This is a genomic window from Phaeobacter sp. QD34_24 (assembly GCF_028890115.1).
GTDB lineage: Bacteria > Pseudomonadota > Alphaproteobacteria > Rhodobacterales > Rhodobacteraceae > Phycobacter.
On record NZ_JARCJD010000002.1, the window covers coordinates 123,168 to 138,588 of the forward strand.

General features: G+C 62.1%; 14 protein-coding genes. 10 read left to right on the top strand and 4 right to left on the bottom strand.

What is annotated here, in order from left to right; all coding sequences use genetic code 11:
- Window positions 1–153 precede the first annotated feature (153 nt).
- Window positions 154–1,932, top strand: coding sequence for an SLC13 family permease (locus PXK07_RS02285; RefSeq protein WP_274846569.1), 1,779 nt, complete (start codon window positions 154–156; stop codon window positions 1,930–1,932).
- A gap of 7 nt (window positions 1,933–1,939) precedes the next feature.
- On the opposite strand, the gene PXK07_RS02290 is transcribed toward PXK07_RS02285, so the two are convergent.
- Window positions 1,940–3,715: an SLC13 family permease gene (locus PXK07_RS02290; RefSeq protein WP_274846570.1), complete on the bottom strand. Its 1,776-nt coding sequence runs from the start codon at window positions 3,713–3,715 to the stop codon at window positions 1,940–1,942.
- A 228-nt stretch (window positions 3,716–3,943) separates the two neighbouring features.
- On the opposite strand from PXK07_RS02290, the gene PXK07_RS02295 reads away from it, so the two are divergent.
- Window positions 3,944–4,684, top strand: coding sequence for a YebC/PmpR family DNA-binding transcriptional regulator (locus PXK07_RS02295; RefSeq protein WP_274846571.1), 741 nt, complete (start codon window positions 3,944–3,946; stop codon window positions 4,682–4,684).
- Window positions 4,685–4,778: 94 nt separating this feature from the next.
- Here PXK07_RS02295 and PXK07_RS02300 read toward each other — a convergent pair whose 3' ends face one another.
- Together PXK07_RS02300 and PXK07_RS02305 are read right to left on the bottom strand one after the other, a co-directional pair.
- Window positions 4,779–5,801 (bottom strand): DUF1036 domain-containing protein, encoded by a 1,023-nt coding sequence (locus tag PXK07_RS02300; RefSeq protein WP_274846572.1) that lies wholly within the window; start codon window positions 5,799–5,801, stop codon window positions 4,779–4,781.
- 100 nt (window positions 5,802–5,901) lie between these two features.
- A complete protein-coding gene (locus tag PXK07_RS02305) occupies window positions 5,902–6,783 on the bottom strand; it encodes a LysR family transcriptional regulator ArgP (RefSeq protein WP_274846573.1) in 882 nt (293 codons plus the stop codon).
- A 101-nt stretch (window positions 6,784–6,884) separates the two neighbouring features.
- Here PXK07_RS02305 and PXK07_RS02310 point away from each other — a divergent pair, with 101 nt between their 5' ends.
- Both PXK07_RS02310 and PXK07_RS02315 read left to right on the top strand, forming a co-directional pair.
- The gene (locus PXK07_RS02310) at window positions 6,885–7,487 is read left to right on the top strand and encodes a LysE/ArgO family amino acid transporter (RefSeq protein WP_274846574.1); all 603 of its coding nucleotides are present in this window, start codon (window positions 6,885–6,887) and stop codon (window positions 7,485–7,487) included.
- Between the two features lie 77 nt (window positions 7,488–7,564).
- Window positions 7,565–8,485 (top strand): DMT family transporter, encoded by a 921-nt coding sequence (locus PXK07_RS02315; RefSeq protein WP_274846575.1) that lies wholly within the window; start codon window positions 7,565–7,567, stop codon window positions 8,483–8,485.
- Window positions 8,486–8,496: 11 nt separating this feature from the next.
- On the opposite strand, the gene betI is transcribed toward PXK07_RS02315, so the two are convergent.
- On the bottom strand, window positions 8,497–9,072 hold the full coding sequence (betI, locus tag PXK07_RS02320) for a choline-binding transcriptional repressor BetI (RefSeq protein WP_274846576.1): 576 nt from the start codon (window positions 9,070–9,072) through the stop codon (window positions 8,497–8,499).
- Between the two features lie 182 nt (window positions 9,073–9,254).
- On the opposite strand from betI, the gene betC reads away from it, so the two are divergent.
- From betC to PXK07_RS02350, 6 genes are all read left to right on the top strand, one after another.
- Window positions 9,255–10,763, top strand: a complete 1,509-nt coding sequence (betC, locus tag PXK07_RS02325; protein WP_274846577.1) for a choline-sulfatase — start codon at window positions 9,255–9,257, stop codon at window positions 10,761–10,763.
- The gene (locus tag PXK07_RS02330; protein ID WP_274846578.1) at window positions 10,763–11,029 is read left to right on the top strand and encodes a cytoplasmic protein; all 267 of its coding nucleotides are present in this window, start codon (window positions 10,763–10,765) and stop codon (window positions 11,027–11,029) included. Before betC ends, PXK07_RS02330 begins: the two co-directional genes overlap by 1 nt.
- Window positions 11,026–12,477 (top strand): betaine-aldehyde dehydrogenase, encoded by a 1,452-nt coding sequence (gene betB, locus PXK07_RS02335; protein WP_274846579.1) that lies wholly within the window; start codon window positions 11,026–11,028, stop codon window positions 12,475–12,477. Before PXK07_RS02330 ends, betB begins: the two co-directional genes overlap by 4 nt.
- Complete coding sequence (locus tag PXK07_RS02340; RefSeq protein WP_274846580.1) at window positions 12,477–12,869, top strand: DUF2306 domain-containing protein; 393 nt, start codon at window positions 12,477–12,479, stop codon at window positions 12,867–12,869. The genes betB and PXK07_RS02340 overlap by 1 nt, the downstream gene beginning before the upstream one ends.
- 8 nt (window positions 12,870–12,877) lie before the next feature.
- Entirely contained in the window at window positions 12,878–14,533 is a 1,656-nt protein-coding gene (gene betA, locus PXK07_RS02345; RefSeq protein ID WP_274846581.1) for a choline dehydrogenase, read from the top strand.
- Between the two features lie 97 nt (window positions 14,534–14,630).
- The gene (locus PXK07_RS02350; protein ID WP_274846582.1) at window positions 14,631–15,419 is read left to right on the top strand and encodes a hypothetical protein; all 789 of its coding nucleotides are present in this window, start codon (window positions 14,631–14,633) and stop codon (window positions 15,417–15,419) included.
- Window positions 15,420–15,421 lie beyond the last annotated feature (2 nt).

Below are 15,421 nucleotides of genomic sequence, written 5' to 3' on the forward strand. Positions count from 1 at the left end.
CGCTTTGCCGTAAATTCATCCCGATTTCGAGTTTGGATCCGGCAAGGATGCTGAAGCCCTTGCCTCTCCATTTCCGATCGGGAAAACTCGGCGCCGGCGTGTCTTGATCGCCGGGGTCCACCCTGCGCAACGAATGTGAGTCTATTGCCCGATATGCAGTCATTTCAAATCGCGGAAAACGGTAGCGCCATTCTTGCGCTCTTGATCGTCGCGGCGATGTTCCTGGCCTTCCTGAAGGAAAGCTACCCGACCGAAGTTGTGGCGCTGGCGGGCGTATCGCTGATGCTGGTGACGGGGGTGCTTCCCTATGATGCTGCCCTGCCGGTGCTGTCCAACCCGGCGCCCTGGACGATTGCGGCCATGTTCATCATCATGGGCGCCTTGGTGCGCACAGGCGCGTTGGATGCCTTCACCCAGAGCGCGCGCAAACAGGCCGAGGTGAACCCGAAGCTGGCCGTTGCCATGTTGATGGGCTTCGTGGTGGGCGCTTCGGCCATCGTCTCCAACACGCCGGTTGTCGTTGTGATGATCCCGGTCTTTGTACAGATCTCCCGCACGCTGGGTGTCTCTGCCTCAAAGATGCTGATCCCGCTCAGCTATGCGGCCATTCTGGGGGGCACATTGACGCTGATCGGCACCTCGACGAACCTCTTGGTCGATGGTGTGGCCCGCGCGCAGGGTCTGGCGCCCTTCACCATCTTCGAGGTGACGCCACTGGGGTTGATCCTGGTGGTCTGGGGCATGATCTACCTGCGCTTCATCTCGCCGCGGCTGCTGCCGGACCGCGACAACCTTGCCAATCTGCTGAGCGACCGCTCCAAGATGAAGTTCTTCACCGAGGCGGTGATCCCTCCGGAAAGCAACCTGATCGGCCGCGAGGTCACCGGCGTTCAACTGTTCAAACGGCCCGGCGTGCGCCTGATCGACGTCATTCGCGGCGATGTCTCGCTGCGGCGCAATCTGAAGGGGGTTGAGCTGCAGGTGGGCGACCGGGTGGTCCTGCGCACCCAGATGACCGAGCTGTTGAGCCTGCAAAGCAACAAGGAGTTGAAGCGGGTCGATCAGGTCTCGGCGGTGGAGACCAAGACGGTGGAGGTGCTGATCACACCCGGCTGCCGCCTGGTGGGGCGTTCCCTGGGGGCCATGCGCCTGCGCCGCCGCTATGGTGTCTATGTGCTGGCGGTGCATCGGCGCAATCAGAACATCGGCGTGCAACTGGATGATCTGGTGGTGAGGGTCGGCGATACGCTGCTCTTGGAAGGGGCGCCCGAGGATATTCAGCGCCTTGCCGCGGATACGGATATGGCCGATGTCTCGCAGCCGACACAGCGCGCCTATCGCCGCAGCCATGCGCCCTATGCGATTGCGGCGCTTCTGGGGATCGTGGTGCTGGCAGCACTTGGGGTGGCACCCATCCTGATGCTGTCGATTGTTGCGGTGGCGCTGGTGCTGATCGGTCGCTGCATCGACGCGGATGAGGCATTTTCCTTCATCGACGGGCGGTTGCTGGCATTGATCTTTTCCATGCTTGCCATCGGTGCGGCGCTGGAAAGTTCCGGCGCGGTCAGCCTGATCGTGAGCTTCCTGGCGCCGGGCCTGTCGGTCCTGCCGCCCTTCCTGCTGGTCTGGGCGGTCTACCTTCTGACCTCGGTCCTGACCGAGCTGGTCTCCAACAACGCGGTTGCCGTGGTGGTGACGCCGATCGCCATCGGCCTGGCCCAGGCGATGGGACTGGATCCGCGCCCGCTGGTGGTCGCGGTGATGGTTGCGGCCTCGGCCTCCTTTGCGACGCCGATCGGCTACCAGACCAACATGTTGGTCTATGGTCCGGGGGGCTACAAGTTCACCGATTTCCTGCGGGTCGGGGTTCCCTTGAACCTTAGCATCGGCCTCCTGGCCTCGGCGGTCATCCCGTTCATCTGGCCGTTGTGACCGGCGGTTACATCGGCCAGAAAATCAGGATTGCGGGGATCGAAACCGCCACGATCAGGATCTCAAGCGGCAGACCGATCCGCCAGTAGTCGCCGAAGTGATAGCCACCGGGACCCAGCACCAGCGTGTTGTTCTTATGCCCGATGGGGGTGAGGAAAGCGGCAGAGGCGGCCACGGCCACCGCCATCAGAAAGGGATCGGGTGAGACGCCAAGCGCGGTTGCCATCTGGATTCCCACGGGGGCTGCGACGATGGCTGTCGCGGTGTTGTTCAAGACATCCGACAGGGTCATGGTGACCACCATCAGCACGGTCAGAATGGCCCAGGCGGGCAGGCCTTCGGTCAGGCCGATCAATCCGTTGGCGATCAGCTGGGTGCCGCCAGAACTGTCCAGCGCGGCGCCCAGCGGGATCATCGACCCCAGAAGAACGACCACCGGCCACTCCACATGGTCGTAGATCTCGGCCACCGGCAGGATCTTGGTCAGCACATAGGCCACGGCCACCAGCCCCAGCGCCACGGGCAGGTAGACGATCCCGACAGAGGCGGCGATGACGGCGGCGGCAAACAGGCCGATGGCCATCCAGGTCTTGTCGTTGGCGGTCACCGCAAGCCCACGTTGCGCCAGTGGCAGGCAGCCAAGCCAGTCCGTCACATCGGCGCCGCGGTCGCGCGGGCAGAGCAGCAACAGGATATCGCCCGGTTCGATCACGGTCTGGCGGATATGGCTGGTCAGACGCCGCCCCTGTCGGGAAATGCCCAAAAGAACCGTGCTTTGGCGCCAGGCAAGGCCGATGGATTGGGTGCTACGCCCGTTGACGCGGGCGGTTTCCGGCACCACCACCTCGACCAGCTCCAGGCCTTCCCCGGCGGCGGTCAGCTTTTCCTGGCGGGCGGCATCGGCGAAATCAAGCGACAGGGCGGTGCGGAACTCGTCCAGCGCTTCGGGCGTTGCCTCGATCACCAGGGTGTCGGCGGCGCGCAGGGTGAACCCGGCGGCCCGCCCATAAAGCCGCTTGCCCTCCCGGATCAGGCCGAGGATGGCCACATCCGCCTTTTCGGCCTCGCTGTCCAGCTCCCCAAGCCGCTTGCCCACCAGGGAGGAGTCTTCTGGCACGGTCAGCTCTGCGATATAGTCCGCGATCTGCGCTTCGGAGGCGCCTGCGGCATTCTCGCGCTGGGGGATCAGGCGCCAGCCGATCAGCGCCACAAAGGCAAGGCCCGCACAGGCGGCGACCAGGCCGACGGGGGCAAAATCGAACATCCCGAAGGGGGTGCCCAGGGTCTCGTGCCGGATCGAGGCGATGATGATATTGGGCGGGGTGCCGATCAGCGTGACCATGCCGCCGAGGATGGTGGCAAAGCTGAGCGGCATCAGGCTGAGGCCCGGCGCCCGACCCGCCTTGCGCGCGGTCTGGATGTCGACGGGCATCAGCAGCGCCAGGGCGGCCACGTTGTTCATGAAGGCCGAAAGCACGGCGCCAACCCCGCCCATCAGGGCAATGTGCAGGCCAAGCGCGCGGGTGCTGTCGACCAGGGTTCGGGTGATCAGGAACACAGCCCCCGACCGCACCAGCCCGGCGGAGACGATCAGCACAAGCGCCACCACCAAGGTTGCGGGATGGCCAAATCCGGCAAAGGCATCCTTGGTGGGGACGACACCGAGCAGAACCGCCGCCATCAACGCCGAGAATGCAACCAGATCGTATCGGTAGCGCCCCCAGAGCAGCAGGGCGAAAACGGCTGCGAAGATCGCAAAAAGAATGCCTTGGTCAAATGTCATTTCTGCGTTTTCCTAAATCGCGTCCCGTTTTATCGGGGGGGGGGGGTGCCCAGTCTCAGGGTCACTGTTACCACACGCTATATCCTGCGCCAGTACAAGCCGCACCCTCTGCTCAGGCGGAGCATTTTGACCAGCGCGGCGCTGGTGGCACCAATCTCTTGCGGCTCGCACGGCCTGCCTGTATCAAACGCTCCGACACGCAAAACCGCTAAGAATGGAGACTGGCACATGGCAGGCCACTCAAAATGGGCGAATATTCAGCACCGCAAGGGCCGCCAGGATGCGGCGCGCTCGAAACTCTTTTCCAAGCTGGCCAAGGAAATCACCGTGGCCGCAAAAATGGGCGACCCGGATCCTGACAAGAACCCCCGCCTGCGCCTGGCGGTGAAGGAAGCCAAGAGCCAGTCGGTTCCCAAGGACGTGATCGAACGTGCGATCAAGAAGGCCATTGGCGGTGATGCGGAGAACTACGACGAGATCCGCTATGAAGGCTATGGTCCCAACGGGGTTGCGGTGATCGTCGAGGCGATGACCGACAACAAGAACCGCACCGCGTCGAACGTGCGCTCCACCTTCACCAAGAACGGCGGCAACCTGGGCGAGACCGGCTCGGTCGGCTTCATGTTCGACCGCAAGGGCGAGGTGACCTACCCGGCGTCCGTTGGCGATGCGGATACCGTGATGATGGCTGCGATCGAGGCAGGTGCCGAAGATGTCGAAAGCTCGGAAGACGGGCATAGCATCTACTGCGCCGATACCGATCTCAACGAGGTGTCGAACGCGCTGGAAGCGGAGCTGGGCGAATCTGAATCGACCAAGCTGATCTGGAAGCCGACCACCACCACCGAGCTGGACCTGGAAGGCATGCAGAAGCTGATGAAGCTGGTGGATGCGCTGGAAGACGATGATGACGTGCAGCGCGTGACCACCAATTTCGAAGCCTCCGACGAGGTGATGGCGCAGCTTTGATCGGCTGGTGCCAGGTCGGCAGATGTCGGCAGGTATAGACGTTTGATGAAGAAGACCCGCCAATCCGGCGGGTCTTTCTCGTTTGGGGGCGCTATCAGTCCAGCTTGCGGTAGGACAGGAAATTGCCCCGCGGCAGATACATCAGGGTCATCTCGAAATCGGAGATGCTGTCGATGGCATAGCAGTAGGAGTCGCCGGTTTCTTCTTCTCGGGCATAGAGATAAGGGCCGCCCCCCTCCATACCATCGCACCAATCTGTCACCGAAAGATAATCCCGACCGGTGATGGCCCCGTCATAGGTGTTGTCCCGCTCCGACCCCAGGACGGTGAATTGCGCATTGGGATCATCGACCGAATACCAGTGCCCCTGCATGCGGTTCAGAATGGAATCCGCATTGGTCCAGGGGCGGATGGTGACGTCTCGCAGCACCACATCGGCACTGCGGTCATAGAGCGCCTCAAGGTCGCCCTCGACCTGGATTGGGGTGCCCGGATCAAGGTTGCCCATGATCGAAAAGACAAACTGGGGGGTGCGCCCGTCATCGGTGACGTAGAATTTCGTTCCGTCCGCGTGAAAACTGCAGGTGCGAACGCCTTCCGAATAGCACTCCTGCAGGTTCGCCATGTTCGAATAGGGTTCGCCATAGGTGCCTGCAGGCGCAACACCGGTCGGCGCAGCTGGGGCGGGAACCGGTGCCGGGGCAGGATCGCTCTTCTTGTCTGAAGTGTTGACCAGGGTCAGGGTGAAATGCTTGGCGGTTTCGCCTGTATCCAGCTTGCGAAAGCCGGTGGTTTCATAGCCCCGGTTGCCGCATTCCGTATCACCTGCAATGGTGAAGGCCGAGGACGTCGTGCAAAACGTATAGTCGCCGCTGGCAAAGGGGCTGCCAGAGGCATTGGCGCGGTAGTAATAATATCGGTTCTTCAGGTCCCCGGACAGCGGCGTCTTGCAGGCGCCCGGGTCGATATTCCACCAGCCTTTCGACACCCAGGTCTTGCCATCCGCATAGCCGATGGCAACGCTCAGGCTCTTGTCGGCATCGTTGCAGATTTCCAGCCCGGCCAAAGCAGGCGTTGCGGTACAGGCCAGCAATAGGCCGAAGGATGCTTTTTTCATAATATGCCCTGACATTACTTTAGGTCAGGCTAGGCAAGCCAAAGAGGTCGCGCAAGAAATTTGAAGGCGAGGCAAGGCCGCCGTTTTGTTGGCTATGGTGTCACTGCAATAGATGCTGTCGTGCCGTGCGGACGATTGCCCTGGTTGCAGGCCCAAGCGCGGCGGCCATGACGCGGCTCACCTGCCAGCCAAGCGGCACATCCAACGGCGTGCCCGGGACGAGCTCCACCAGATCCCCTGCCGCCAGTGCATCCTGGACCAAAGACAAGGGGTTCATGCCCCAGCCCAAGCCCGCCTTGGCGGCCTCGATGAACGCCTGGCTGGAGGGCAGGAAATGCGCCGGGGGCGCCAGTCCCGGGGCCACGTAGGTCTCCATCCAGCGACGTTGCAGCGCGTCCTTGGCGTTGAAGACCAGACAGGGGGCGGCCGACAATGTGGTCGTGGTGACCCCCTCTGCGAGCCATCGCGCCACAAAGGAAGGGCTTGCGGTTGCCACGTATCGCAGCGCGCCCAGATCATGCAGCGTGCAGCCGCCCACCGGCTTGTTGCCGCAGGTGACGGCAGCCGAAACCTCGCCGCGCCGCAACCAGTCGGCGCTGTGGTCCTGATCGTCGATCACCAGGTCGAACAGCAGATCGGGGCAGGCCGCCATGGCCGGGATGAACCAGGTCGCCAGGCTGTCGGCATTGATCGCGCAGCGCAGCTGGGCGGCGCTGCCGGGGGCCGAAAGCGCCAAGTCCCGCGCGACCTGATCCTCCAAGAGGGCAACATCTTCGGCATGTTTGGCAAGCCGCAGACCGGCGGCGGTGCCGGTGCTGGGCGGTCCCCGGTGCACCAGGGCGGTGCCGGTCCGGTCCTCCAGCGCCTTGACCCGTTGCGAAATCGCCGAGGCCGTGACGCCGAGCGATTGGGCCGCAGCCTCAAAGCTGCCGTGGCGCAGGACAGACCGCAAGGCGGCCAGTTGGTTCGGCACGAACTGCATTAGAATACCTTAATTCGATTAATCATATTTAATTGGATTATCGACAGCGGAGGACTTAGTCAAAGCGGATCAGATGGGGATTTCGAGGAAAGTCAGCTGCGATGCCTTCTAGCCTTCTTGCCGGTTTTGCGCTTGGTTTCAGCCTGATCCTTGCGATCGGCGCGCAGAATGCCTTTGTGCTGCGCCAGGGGTTGCGGCGCGAACATGTCTTCTGGATCTGTCTCACCTGTGCGGGATCGGATGCGGCGCTGATCTATGCGGGGGTTCTGGGTCTTGGCTCCCTGTCCGAGGCCGTGCCGGGGTTTGAACTGGCCATGCGCCTGGCCGGGGCGGGGTTCCTGGTCTGGTATGGCGCCCGCAGCCTTCTGGCGGCCCGGCGCGGTGGCGCTGCGCTGAAGCCAGACGCGGGCGCGGCGCCTCAGGCACTGCTGCCGGTTCTGGCCACGGTGCTGGCGCTGACCTGGCTGAACCCGCATGTCTACCTCGATACGGTTGTCCTTCTGGGCAGCATCTCGGCGCAATATCCCGACCCGATGATCTTTGGCCTGGGGGCCATCTGCGCCAGTTTCACCTTCTTCTTCTCCCTGGGTTATGGCGCGGCTTTGCTGGCGCCGGTCTTTGCACGGCCCCGGTCCTGGCAGGTGCTGGAGGTGGTGATTGGCCTCACCATGTGGGGGATTGCCGCAAAGCTCCTGTTGATGTGAGCCAGGCGATGTGACGTTGTGGATCCTTGTCATGTTCAGGGTTGTGCCTGCCTGATTTTGGGTGTTCTGTCTGATCCATGAGTGATGCACAGCAGATAGAGAAACCCGCCCAGAATCCCGTCATGGGCATCTTCTGGATGCTGGTGACCGGTCTGTGTTTCGTGGCGGTGACGGCGCTGGTGAAACATCTCGGAGGGCGCATTCCGCCTGCGGAATCCGCCTTTCTGCGCTATCTGCTGGGCCTTGTCTTCCTGATCCCGATGGTGGGCGCGCTGCGGCGGGCCCGGCTCACGCCGCGGCTTTGGGGGCTGTTTGCCGGGCGCGGCGCCTTGCACACGCTGGGTGTGATGCTGTGGTTCTTTGCGATGACCCGGATCCCCCTGGCCGAGGTCACGGCGATGAACTATCTGGCGCCGGTCTATGTTACCCTGGGAGCGGCGCTGTTCCTAGGTGAGAAACTCGCCCTGCGGCGGATTGCGGCGATTGTGGCGGCCCTGATCGGCGCCATCATCATCCTGCGCCCGGGCTTTCGCGAGGTGTCTCCCGGGCATATCGCGATGTTGGTGGCAGCGGTCGTTTTTGGTGGATCATATCTTTTGGCCAAGTTCACCGTGGATGGCACCAACCCAACCGTTGTGGTGGCCATGTTGTCGTTGTGGGTGACGGCGGGGCTGGCACCCTTTGCCATGGCGGTTTGGGTGACGCCGACCCTTGCCGAACTGGCAATCCTCTTCGGGGTGGCCTGTTTTGCCACTGCGGGCCACTACACAATGACGCTTGCCTTTTCGGCCGCCCCGGTGGCGGTCACCCAGCCGGTCACCTTTCTGCAGCTGATCTGGGCGACGCTTCTGGGCGCTTTGGTCTTTGATGAGGCGGTGGATATCTGGGTGGTTTCCGGCGGCGCGCTGATTCTGGCAGCGATCAGTTTCATCACCTGGCGCGAAGCAGTGCTGAAACGCCGGGCCATCACCCCGCCGGTGCCTGCAACCAAGGTCTGAGCAGGCGGCCTTTAGGGAAGCGCGATATCCACAACCCGATGGGCGGCGGCACGGGCGGATTCTGGGTCGACGCTGCCTTCGGATTGCGCGGCCTGCAGCCAGACCCCATCCATGTAGCACTGCAAGGCCTGGCGGGCGGTCTCCACCTGGGTTTCGGGGACAAGGCGGCGCAGTTCGGCCAGGAAATGGCTGCGCACCCTTGCGCGGTTGATGCGGTGCAGCCGCGACAGGCGCGGTGAATAGGGCGCGCTGGCCCAGAACTGCATCCACAGGCTGCATTGCGGCACGGTGAACAGATCATCCGAGAAATTCGCATCCATCACCGCATAAAGCCGCTCTTTCGGCGTTCTGGCCTGGCTGTAGCCCGTGACCATGGCCCGGCGCAGCTTGCGCAACAGATGGCGCATGGTCGCCTCCATCAGCCCTTCCTTTGAACCGAAGTAATAGTTGATCGAGGCGGCCGAGGCCCCGGCCTCGGCGGCAATCTCTGCCATGGTCACAACGCTATAGCCACGTTTGTGCACGGCCACGATGGTGGCCTCGATCAGCTCTTCGTTGCGGATGTCACGAATACGTTTTCTGCCCATGCCGCAGTCTTGCGGCACATGGGCACGGGTTTCAACCGCTGTTATCTGAGTTTAAAAAGTTGTATCGCTATTTAAAAAATATTTGGCTTGGAGCCGGGACGTGATAGGAACGGTCAAGCGATTGCCCTGATAGGGGCTCTGCTCCAGTGCGGGCGATTGCGAAAGAAGCCAGGAGATTGCCCATGCGTGGACCCAATATTCTGATCCTGATGGTGGATCAGTTGAACGGAACCCTGTTTCCGGATGGCCCGGCCGACTGGCTGCATGCGCCCAATCTGAAACGCCTGGCGGCGCGCTCGACCCGGTTTGCAAATGCCTATACCGCCTCGCCGCTTTGTGCGCCGGGGCGGGCAAGCTTCATGTCCGGGCAGCTCCCCTCGCGCACCGGCGTTTACGACAACGCTGCCGAGTTTCGCAGCGATATCCCCACCTACGCGCATCATCTGCGCCGGGCGGGCTACTACACTTGTCTCAGCGGCAAGATGCATTTTGTCGGCCCCGATCAGCTGCATGGCTTCGAGGAACGCCTGACCACCGATATCTACCCGGCTGATTTCGGCTGGACGCCGGATTATCGCAAACCCGGAGAGCGGATCGACTGGTGGTATCACAATATGGGATCGGTCACCGGGGCAGGGGTCGCTGAGATCTCCAACCAGATGGAGTATGACGACGAGGTTGCCTATCACGCCAAGGCCAAACTCTATGATCTGGCGCGCGGCAAGGATGACCGGCCCTGGGCGATGACCGTCAGTTTCACCCATCCGCATGACCCGTACGTGGCGCGCAAGAAATACTGGGATCTTTACGAGGACTGCGAGCATCTGCTGCCCGAGGTTCCGGCGATGGACTACGAGGCGCACGACGCCCATTCCAAGCGGATTTTCGATGCCAACGACTGGCGCAGCTACGACATTTCCGCAGAGGATATCCGCCGCTCGCGCCGGGCCTATTTCGCCAATATCTCTTACCTCGACGATAAGATCGGTGAGATCCTCGAGGTACTGGAAACCACCCGGCAGGAGGCGATCATCCTGTTTGTCTCGGATCATGGTGACATGCTGGGGGAACGGGGACTGTGGTTCAAGATGAGCTTCTTCGAAGGCTCTTCCCGCGTGCCCTTGATGATCTCGGCGCCGGATCTTCCTGCCGGGCGCATCGATGCGCCGGTCTCGACCCTGGATGTGACGCCCACCCTGGGGGCGCTGGCCGGGCTGGATCTGGCCGAGATCGAACCCTGGACCGACGGAGAAAGCCTGGTGCCGCTTGCCATGGGCGAAGAGCGCACCGCGCCGGTGGCGATCGAATACGCAGCCGAGGCATCTTATGCGCCGCTGGTGTCGCTGCGCTATGGCAAGTGGAAGTACAACCGCTGCGCGCTGGACCCTGATCAGCTCTTCGATCTGGACACAGACCCGCACGAGCTGCGCAATCTGGCCGAGGATCCGTCTCATACGGGAACCCTGCAGACCCTGCGGGCAAAATCCGAAACCCGCTGGGATCTTGCCCGTTTCGATGCCGATGTGCGCGCCAGCCAGGCCCGCCGGTGGGTCGTCTACGAGGCGCTGCGTGAGGGGGGCTATTACCCTTGGGATTACCAGCCGCTGCAAAAGGCCTCCGAACGCTACATGCGCAATCACATGGACCTCAACGTGGTTGAGGAAAACGCCCGTTTCCCGAGGGGGGAATGATGGATCTTGATCAGGCCCATACTTTCAGCACCCGGCACAGGGAGAGCCTGCAAAACAGCGACCGGGCGGGGTGTTTCCATGGCTGCACGATCTTCGACCCTGCCGAGATCGACGAATGGATCGAGGAAAACCCCTTTGCCGATCGCCCTGCCGGGTTCACGGCCATGTGCCCGTGCTGTGGCATCGATGCGGTCCTCGCCGAAGCGGACGTGCCCCTGTCGCCAGAGTTTTTGAAACAAATGTACAAGAGGTGGTTTGACGAATGACCCCGCAACCCAAAGCAAGCCATTTCATCAACGGTGAATATGTCGAGGACACCAGCGGCACGCCGATCCCGGTGATCTATGCCGCCACGGGCGAACAGATCGCCATGGTCCATGCGGCGACGCCCCAGATCGTTGAGCACGCGCTGGCAACTGCGAAGGAGGCCCAGAAAGCCTGGGCCAGGATGAGCGGCACCGAGCGGGGCCGTATCCTGCGCCGTGCCGCCGACATCATGCGCGAACGCAATCGCGAATTGTCGGTGCTGGAAACCTATGACACCGGCAAGCCCCTGCAGGAAACCCTGGTGGCCGATGCAACCTCTGCCGCCGATGCGCTGGAATACTTCGGCGGGCTGGCAGGCAGCCTCACCGGCGAGCATATCCAATTGGGCGAGGATTGGGTCTATACCATGCGTGAACCGCTGGGCCTGTGCGTCGGCATCGGCGCCTGGAACTACCCGACCCAGATTGCCTGCTGGAAGGGCGCGCCCGCGCTCGCCTGTGGTAATGCGATGGTGTTCAAACCCTCGGAAACCACGCCGCTTTGCGCCTTGCAGGTCGCCGAGATCCTGCATGAGGCGGGACTGCCTGCCGGGGTCTACAACGTCGTTCAGGGCATGGGCGAAGTGGGCGGCGCTTTGGTCACCGATCCGCGCGTCAACAAGGTGTCGCTCACGGGATCCGTGCCGACCGGCAAGAAGGTCTATGCGGCGGCGGCCGAGGGCATGAAGCATGTCACCATGGAGCTGGGTGGCAAATCGCCCCTGATCATTTTCGAAGACGCCGATATCGACAATGCCGTGGGCGGTGCGATCAACGGCAATTTCTATTCCTCGGGGCAAGTCTGCTCCAATGGCACCCGCGTCTTCGTGCACAAGGACATCAAGGAAAAGTTCCTCGCCCGTCTGGCCGAGCGCGTCGGAGGCGCGGTGCTGGGCGATCCGCAGGATGAGGCAACGAGTTTTGGCCCCATGGTGTCGGAGCGGCAGATGGATATCGTTCTGGGCTACATTGAAAAGGGCAAGGAAGAGGGCGCGCGTCTGATCTGTGGCGGCCAGCGCGCCGATATGCCCGGCTATTTCATCGAACCCACCGTCTTTGCCGATGTGAGTGACGATATGGTGATCGCCCGCGAAGAGATCTTTGGCCCGGTGATGTCGGTCCTTGATTTCGAGGATGAGGCGGATGTGATCGCCCGCGCCAATGGCACCGAGTTTGGCCTGTCCGCTGGTGTCTTTACCAAGGATTTCACCCGCGCCCATCGGGTGATTGGCCAGCTGGAGGCCGGAAGCTGCTTTATCAACTCCTACAATGATGCGCCGGTCGAGGCGCCCTTTGGCGGGGTCAAGGCCTCGGGCGTGGGGCGCGAGAATTCCAAGGAAGCGATCAAGCACTTCAGCCAGGTGAAATCCGTCTATGTGCGCATGGGCGATGTGGAGGCGGCGTTCTGATGGATCTTGCGCCGCTTACTCAAGCCTCCGCGCCTATTCCTCTTCATGCCTTTGGGGCGATGGGGGCGTTTGTTTTGGGCGTGGCGCAATTTGTTCTGGCCAAGGGGACCCTGCTGCATCGCGCGGTCGGTAGGCTATGGGTTGGGCTGATGGTGGCGGTGGCGCTCTCCAGCTTCTTTATCTGGGAACTGAGGATGATAGGGGCGTTCTCGCCGATCCACCTGTTGTCTCTCTTCACTCTTTTCTGGCTGTGGCGTGCGGTTGCCGCTGCTCGCCGTGGGGATATCGCCGCCCATAGGCGGTTGATGAAAATTCTGTTCGTCTGCGCGCTGCTCGGGGCGGGAGCTTTTACGTTCCTGCCGGGGCGCATCATGCATGACGTCTTGTTCTAGGAGCGGTTATGAACGCGGATTACGTGATCGTCGGCGCAGGGAGCGCTGGCTGCGCTATGGCCTACCGCCTGTCTGAGGCTGGCAAGTCCGTCTTGGTGATCGAGCATGGCGGCTCGGATGCGGGGCCGTTCATCCAGATGCCGGGTGCGCTGTCTTATCCGATGAATATGTCCCTTTATGACTGGGGCTACAAATCGGTGCCCGAGCCTCAGCTCAACAACCGACAACTGGTCACGCCGCGTGGTAAGGTGATCGGCGGCTCCTCGTCCATCAATGGGATGGTCTATGTGCGCGGCCATGCGGGGGACTACGATCACTGGGCGACAAGCGGTGCGGCGGGCTGGTCCTATGCCGATGTGCTGCCCTATTTCAAACGGATGGAGACATGGGAGCCGCGGGGCCATGGCGGTGATCCCGATTGGCGGGGCACTGATGGCCCGCTTCATGTCACACGCGGCCCGCGCGACAACCCGCTGCACGATGCCTTTGTGAATGCCGGACGTCAGGCCGGATATCCGGTGACCGCAGACTACAACGGCGAGCAGCAAGAGGGCTTTGGCCCGATGGAGATGACCGTCTACAAGGGGCAGCGCTGGTCGGCGGCCAATGCCTATCTGAAACCGGCGCTGAAGCGCGACAATTGCGATCTGATCCGGGGGCTTGCACGCAAGGTGGTGATCGAAGAGGGGCGCGCCGTAGGTGTCGAGATCGAGCGTGGGGGCAAGGTCGAAGTTATCCGTGCAAATGCCGAGGTGATCCTTTCGGCCTCTTCGCTCAATTCGCCGAAGCTGTTGATGCTCTCGGGCATCGGCCCCGCCGCGCATCTGGCGGAGCACGGGATCGAGGTGGTGGCGGACCGTCCAGGTGTTGGAAAAAACCTGCAGGACCATCTGGAGTTCTATTTTCAGTTCGCCTCCAAACAGCCGATCACGCTCTACAAGTACTGGAATCTTTTTGGCAAGGCACTGGTGGGGGCCCAGTGGCTATTCACTAAGACCGGCCTTGGCGCCTCGAACCAATTCGAAAGCGCCGCCTTTATCCGGTCTGACAAGGGCGTGGATTACCCGGACATCCAATACCACTTCCTGCCCATCGCGGTGCGCTATGACGGGCAGGCAGCGGCCGAGGGCCATGGCTTTCAGGCGCATGTGGGACCGATGCGGTCGCCGTCGCGCGGAGAGGTCACGCTCAACTCAGCCGATCCCAAGGAGGATCCGCGGATCTTCTTCAACTACATGTCGACCGAGCAGGACTGGATCGATTTCCGCAAATGCGTGCGGCTGACGCGGGAAGTCTTTGCCCAGGAGGCGATGAAGCCCTTCGTGAAGCATGAGATCCAGCCGGGCGATGCCCTGCAGAGCGATGCCGAAATCGACGGTTTCATTCGCGAACACGCCGAAAGCGCCTATCACCCGTGCGGCACCTGCAAGATGGGGGCGGTGGATGATCCGATGGCGGTTGTGGACCCCGACTGCCGGGTAATCGGCGTCGAAGGCTTGCGGGTGGCGGACAGTTCGATCTTCCCGCGCATCACCAACGGCAACCTGAATGGCCCATCGATCATGACCGGCGAGAAGGCTGCCGATCACATCCTGGGTCGGCGCTTGCCTGCATCCAATGCAGAACCCTGGTTCCACCCGGATTGGCGCAACAGTCAAAGGTAGCGCTTGTCTCCTCTCACTCTCCCCTTGGGGGTGACACGTCCGGGGAACTCTCCTATCGTTGGGGCTATTCCAAGGAAAGCTATTGTCTGGGGGGACTATGAAGAACCTGCAATTGGGCGCCTTGATATGCGCCGCCGCGATGTCGCTGGCGGGCTGTTTCGGCTCAACCGAGACAGTGCCGGTCAATCTTGACTTTTCCCGCACGAACTACGGTTTCATCAACTCCGGGGGCTACGCCGCGGGCAGCTTCTTTGCGTGGAACAAGGCGCAGGATGAGCTGGTGTTCCTGGGCAATGTCCCGGGGTTTGAACCGCCCGAGCCGGGACGCGGCAGGGACGTGGTTGCCTCCTATGCGGGCGGTCTTGAGATCGGCGGCGAATATGCGACCTACGGGCGCCTGGCGCGGGCCAAGGCCGATGCCTGGGTGCGCAGAATCTCGGCCTTTGAGATCAAGAATGGCACGCGCGTTGCCTATAGCAATGTCTATACCAAGATCACGGACCACCTGAGCAAGGACATGGCGGATGGGGGCAGCCTGATCGAAGAGTGGGGAATCAGCGAGGCGATCGGGGATCCGGATCAACGGTTCATCATCGTCCGGGATGTGACCTATGGCGATACCATCCGGCTACAAGTGGATGCCGAGGCGGGGGCCGACGGGTCTTTGTCGGTTCCTGTAAAGGACGGCAGCATCAAGGTGCGCCTGAATGGTCGCGGGCTTGAGGGGATCGCGGGGGACAATATCGAAATCACCTTCTTTGTCTATGTGCTCGAGCCCTATTGGAAGCAGGAGGACGGGGTGAAGACCCTTGCCGTGCGACGGATCAAATCCGAAGACATCTCGGGATTGCCGGGATTGCTGCGACGCGTCGGGGTGGACAGCTGAGC